At 56.0% G+C, this 5,063-nt stretch carries 5 protein-coding genes and 2 pseudogenes; all 7 read left to right on the plus strand.

All coding sequences use genetic code 11. The features are described from left to right. Positions 1 to 1,334: DUF637 domain-containing protein (locus tag DU505_RS22095; RefSeq protein ID WP_114481127.1), on the plus strand; the 1,334-nt coding region annotated here is incomplete at its 5' end. Positions 1,335 to 1,341: 7 nt separating this feature from the next. Then, positions 1,342 to 1,629: a hypothetical protein gene (locus tag DU505_RS22100; protein ID WP_147273120.1), complete on the plus strand. Its 288-nt coding sequence runs from the start codon at positions 1,342 to 1,344 to the stop codon at positions 1,627 to 1,629. Between the two features lie 172 nt (positions 1,630 to 1,801). Next, positions 1,802 to 1,939 (plus strand): annotated as a pseudogene (locus DU505_RS23195) (hypothetical protein); the annotation flags it as partial. Between the two features lie 51 nt (positions 1,940 to 1,990). Further along, positions 1,991 to 2,377, plus strand: a complete 387-nt coding sequence (locus tag DU505_RS22105; RefSeq protein WP_114481129.1) for a hypothetical protein — start codon at positions 1,991 to 1,993, stop codon at positions 2,375 to 2,377. A 51-nt stretch (positions 2,378 to 2,428) separates the two neighbouring features. Further along, a pseudogene (locus tag DU505_RS22110) lies at positions 2,429 to 2,833 on the plus strand (hemagglutinin repeat-containing protein); the annotation flags it as partial. 152 nt (positions 2,834 to 2,985) lie between these two features. Further along, on the plus strand, positions 2,986 to 4,419 hold the full coding sequence (locus DU505_RS22115; RefSeq protein ID WP_114481131.1) for a DUF637 domain-containing protein: 1,434 nt from the start codon (positions 2,986 to 2,988) through the stop codon (positions 4,417 to 4,419). A gap of 8 nt (positions 4,420 to 4,427) precedes the next feature. Then, on the plus strand, positions 4,428 to 4,898 hold the full coding sequence (locus DU505_RS22120) for an SMI1/KNR4 family protein (RefSeq protein ID WP_114481132.1): 471 nt from the start codon (positions 4,428 to 4,430) through the stop codon (positions 4,896 to 4,898). The last annotated feature ends 165 nt before the right edge of the window (positions 4,899 to 5,063 follow it).

Genomic DNA, 5,063 nt, shown 5'->3' on the forward strand with positions numbered 1-5,063 from the left:
CCGCCAGCATGGTCAGCGCGGGCGCCGGTTCACTGGCCGGCACCGGCGCGGTCAGCCTGGTCAACAATCGCGGTGACCTGGGTACCGCCCTCGGCGATACCTTCTCCAGCGACAGCCTGCGCGCCGCCGCTACCGCTGCCTTGACGGCCGGTGCCACCCCCAACGGTGGCACAAGCAACCTCAACCTCAGCTTCGGCCAAGGGAGTGATATCCTCCGCTTCGCCGGGCAGCGCGCCACCCAGGCCGCTATCGATGCGGGCATTCGCAGCGCCGTGGAAGGCGGCAGCTACCAGAGCCACCTCGGCGACAACCTCGAAAACGCCGTGACCCATGTGGTCTCCGGCGTCCTGTTCAACGCCGTGGGTGACTTCAGTCACAACCGCTTCGTTAACGGCAGCCCCGAGAAGATCGCCCTGCACGCCCTGGCCGGTGGCTTGACCGCCGAGGCCATGGGCGGCGACTTCCGCACCGGCGCAATGGCCGCCGGCGCCAATGAAGCCCTGGTGGAGTACCTGGATAGCCAGCTGGGCAGCGACCCCCAGACGCGAACTCACCTTCTGACCACCGCCTCGCAACTGGTGGGTATCGTCGCCGCCGAGCTGGTCAACGGCGACGTCTACCAGGGAGCTGAGATCGCGGCTCAAGCAACGCGGTATAACTACCTGCGGCACGATCAAGTTGATGCGTACGTCGATGAGCTTGAAGGCTGCGAAGCGCGAGGTGACTGTACCGAGATTCAGGAGAAATACCGGGCCCTCAGCATCGCCCAGCAGGATGAGTTGATCGCACTCTGTGCCACAAATTCAACGGCTTGCGCGGCAGAATACCAACACTTGGTCGACAATTCGGAACTATTCCGCGAGGCGCTGGATGGTTTCGGTGGACGCGAGGTTCCGTGGCGGATCGGCTTGGATGCTGGTCCTCTGTTGGGTCAGTATATGGAGGCGGAATCTGTCGTCTCGCAAGAAGGCTTTGCTCAGTTCCTCCAGGAACAGCATGGCTTGGATCTTGAGCAGGCATCTGTTTTGTCTGCTATGGCGGCTGGGATATTGCCCTTAGGCAGTAAGCACCTTCAGTTGAACCAGCCAAAAAACCCGGCATACCAGCCTGTGCGTAATGCATCGACAAGTATTGCTGGACGTGAATATTCTGGCCATGCTCTTGATCGAATGCAGGATCGCGGAATAATGCCTTCTGTAGTTGAAGATACGATTCGAAATGGGCAGTCCTATCCCAGCAGAGGCGGGACCACGGTTTTTCATAGCCCTGAGAATAATATAAGTGTTGTCGTTAATGGTCAGGGTGATGTCGTGACTACTAGGTATGGTAGGTAATATGAGCATGGAATATATTGAAAGCAGTTCTGCAACTGCTCTGCACAGCTTTATCAACTTTGCAGAGTTTGTTGCACAAACAGAATTTCTTGCTGATGAAGAGAGTGAGGAGTTCAAAGAGCAGTATGGTAGAGCTTGGTTTGAGATGGAGCTGGTGAACTCATTAGCTTTGGCAGAGTGGGAACAAGATGGTTGCCCTAGGGAGTGGGGAAAGATATGGGGTGAAAAATATAAAGAAGAAGCCAAGGAGACTTTGCATGAGTTTCTAGAAGTAGTCAAGAAATGGCCTGATTGAGAGTAAGTTGCAGTTTGGTCAGCAACGCTGTGGTTTTCGCCACGGTAACGGCCCGCATCGGCTCGCTAGCTGCAACTGGCATGAAAGTGTCAGAATTTTCCTGACACGAGTCCCTACGGGCAGCACATTGAGCGGTGGCCGCCACCAACGCTGACGCCGGGAGGTCGGCACCAACCTCACATTCGCTGAAGACGTCACCCTACTGGCGGGACAGGACCTCTACGCCCGTGCCGCCGACGTCAGCGCCGCTGGCGACCTGGGCGTTGTCGCCGGGCGTGATATCGAGATCGAAGCGGGGCAATCCAGCCGCTATGAGGAGAAGTGGCCACTTAGGCGGCGAGTCCATTTTAGGAGGGAAGTAATGAAGCTCAAGCTTCGGTTAGAAAAAAATGATTGTGATGACATTGGCTTCGCTAAGGCTTGTCTTGTTGCAGGTGTCTTGGAGTTTGCTGAATTTAAGGAGTGGATTTACTATGTCGTAGGACATCAAGATCAGGTGCCTGCGTATTTTTGGGATATTTTGGATATCGAGAATAAGTTTGACTTCAAACCCTTGTCAGTGATGGGGTTCAATCCTTCTTGGAAGCACACAGAATCCGAAAGTGATGCTTTGGACGGAATTGGCTACAGGCGATGGAATGATTTTGTAAGCGATGCGGTTCCACGTGATTTGGCTTTGCAGGCACTCGAGAGAAATCCTCATATTGAGCAGCGTTTCAGGGAGATGTTTCCATTCATTAGTTGGTAATATCCTGCTCAGCGGCAGCCGCCCCGGCGCGACGAAGTCAGCAAGACCCGCTCGATCGGCAGCGAAGTGATCACCGGCGGCGACCTGCTCATCGCCAGCGGGCAAGACCAGACTTACCAGGCGGCGCGGCTGGATGCCGGCGACGACATCGAACTGCAAAGCGGCGGCACCATCCGCTTCGAAACCACCAGCGACGTGCACACCGAATCCCACGAGCGCAGCAAAAGCAGCTTCGCCTGGCAATCGTCCTCCGGCGAAGGCTTCACCCGCGAGACGCTGCGCCAGAGTGAACTGGTGGCCCAGGGTGACCTCATCATCCAGGCCGCCGACGGTATCCAGATCGATGTGGAGAAGATCGACCGCCGCAGCGTTACCCGCACCATCGACGCCATGGTCGCGGCCAACCCCGACCTCGCCTGGCTGCAAGAGATGGAGCAGCGCGGCGATGTCGACTAGCAGCAGGTCAAGGCCTTCCACGACAGCTGGGACTACTCCCAATCCGGGCTTGGAGCAGGCGCGGCACTGGCGGTGGCCATCGTCGCCGCCGCCTGGGCCGGCCCGGCTGCCTCCGGCTTACTGGGCTGGCCGAAGCTGGCGTAGCCGCCAGCATGGTCAGCGCGGGCGCCGGTTCACTGGCCGGCACCGGCGCGGTCAGCCTGGTCAACAATCGCGGTGACCTGGGTACCGCCCTCGGCGATACCTTCTCCAGCGACAGCCTGCGTGGCGCCGCCACCGACGCCCTCAGTGCCGGCATGACTTCACGCGTCGACAACGTATGGGGTGGATTGACCAATACTTCCACTAACACCACTTCAGGGCTGGACCTGCGCAGCATAGGTGGCATCGGCCGCTTCGCCGGCCATCGTGTCACACACGGGATCGCCAACGCCGGTCTGCAAACCGCCATCAACGGCGGCAGCTTCGAGCGTAACCTGGATGCCGCGCTACAAGGCGCCGTGCATCATGTCGCCAGCGGCGTGCTGTTCAACGCCGTGGGTGACTTCAGTCACAATCGCTTCGCTAACGGCAGCCCCGAGAAGATCGCCCTGCACGCCCTGGCCGGAGGATTGACCGCCGAAGCCATGGGCGGCGACTTCCGCACCGGCGCGATGGCCGCAGGAGCCAATGAGGCATTGGTGGAGCATCTTGCTGAAGTGGTCAACCAAAATCCTGGTCTGCTGGTGGCAGCATCTCAGGTCGTGGGCGTTATTGCCGCCGAGATGACGAATGGCGATATCAACCACGGTGCCGAGATTGCGGCGCAAGGAACGCGGTATAACTACCTGCGGCATGATCAAGTTGATGCATACGTGGATGAGCTCGAAGGCTGTGAAGCGCGAGGTGACTGTACCGAGATTCCGGAGAAATATCGGGCGCTCAGCATTGCCCAGCAGGATGATTTGATCGCACTCTGTGCCACAGATTCAGCGGCTTGCGCGTCAGAATACCAACATTTGGTCGACAATTCGGAACTGTTCCGCGAGGCGTTAGATGGCTTCGGTGGACGCGAGGTCCCGTGGCGGATTGGCTTGGATGCTGGTCCTCTGTTGGGCCAGTATATGGAGGCGGAATCAATCGTCTCTCAGGAAGGCTTTGCGCAGTTCCTTCAGCAACAGCATGGCTTGGATCTTGAGCAGGCGTCTGTGTTGTCTGCTATGGCTGCAGGAGTCTTAGGAGCAAACAGCCGTGTGAGACCTGTAGCTGGAAGGCTACCTATTAATAGCAAGTATGCAAATACGACCATTCCATTACAGGACTTGCCTCTGGAAATCCGTCAGAAGTATCCACACAGTGTTCCATTTAGTGGCGCGGGGTTTCCTGATTTTTCTAGGTATTCTATAAGGAATGTCAGAGTTGAGCTGGGTAGGACTAGGGCGATAGATTTCCGTAGGGCAGACCGTGCGGCAGGGTTTTCTAGAGAAAATCCTCGTCCCGAAGGTTATACTTGGCATCATCATCAAGACTCAGGATATATGCAGCTTGTTCCTACCGATTTGCATGATGCAGTTAGGCATACGGGTGGAGTTGCAACTGGAAGGTGAGGTGAGCTATGGAGTTGGAAATTAAGGGCGGCTATGGAGCATCAGCTCCTAACGATATTGAGATGTTAGAGAAAAAGCTCTGCGCTGAACTCCCAAAAGAATACCGGGAGTTCTTGAAAGAAAACAATGGCGGAGTTCCTGTTCCTGGTTTTTTTGATTTTTTTGATAAAAATAAGGGTGCTGAAGACACCTCGGATGTAAATAGGTTTCTCTCGGTTGGTGTGAAGCAATATGGAAGTATCGAAAAGTATTTGGAGGTTTATTCTGGGCGTGTGCCTGCTGAATATTTGCCAATAGCTCATGACTCTGGTGGGAATTTGATATTGATTAAGTTGTTGGGCTCCGTGGTGGGTGGGGTTTTCTTTTGGGATCATGAGTATGAGGCGGATATAGGGGTTGGGCCGGGAGAGGCTAACATCTACTACATAAGTAAAAATTTCGATGAATTTTTGAATGGCCTATATGAAATAGAAGAGTGATCGGTTCCAGCTCGTAACCATCGGCGGCGACATCGAGCTGCAAATGAAGTGACCCCCTCCAGAGCTGCACAGGCTATAGTGCAGCGATCAGGAGGACAGGATGAACGACGACAACCCCATCAAGCGATGGACCGCGAAGCGCAAGGCTGCCGTGGTCATGGACAT

The organism is Billgrantia montanilacus, from assembly GCF_003336675.1.
In the GTDB taxonomy this organism is placed as follows: domain Bacteria; phylum Pseudomonadota; class Gammaproteobacteria; order Pseudomonadales; family Halomonadaceae; genus Halomonas; species Halomonas montanilacus.

Bases quoted from the DNA above. Each gene is read 5' to 3' on its own strand.
- DU505_RS22100 (WP_147273120.1), top strand. From the start codon at position 1,342: ATGGAATATATTGAAAGCAGTTCTGCAACTGCTCTGCACAGCTTTATC.
- DU505_RS22105 (WP_114481129.1), top strand. From the start codon at position 1,991: ATGAAGCTCAAGCTTCGGTTAGAAAAAAATGATTGTGATGACATTGGC.
- DU505_RS22115 (WP_114481131.1), top strand. From the start codon at position 2,986: ATGGTCAGCGCGGGCGCCGGTTCACTGGCCGGCACCGGCGCGGTCAGC.
- DU505_RS22120 (WP_114481132.1), top strand. From the start codon at position 4,428: ATGGAGTTGGAAATTAAGGGCGGCTATGGAGCATCAGCTCCTAACGAT.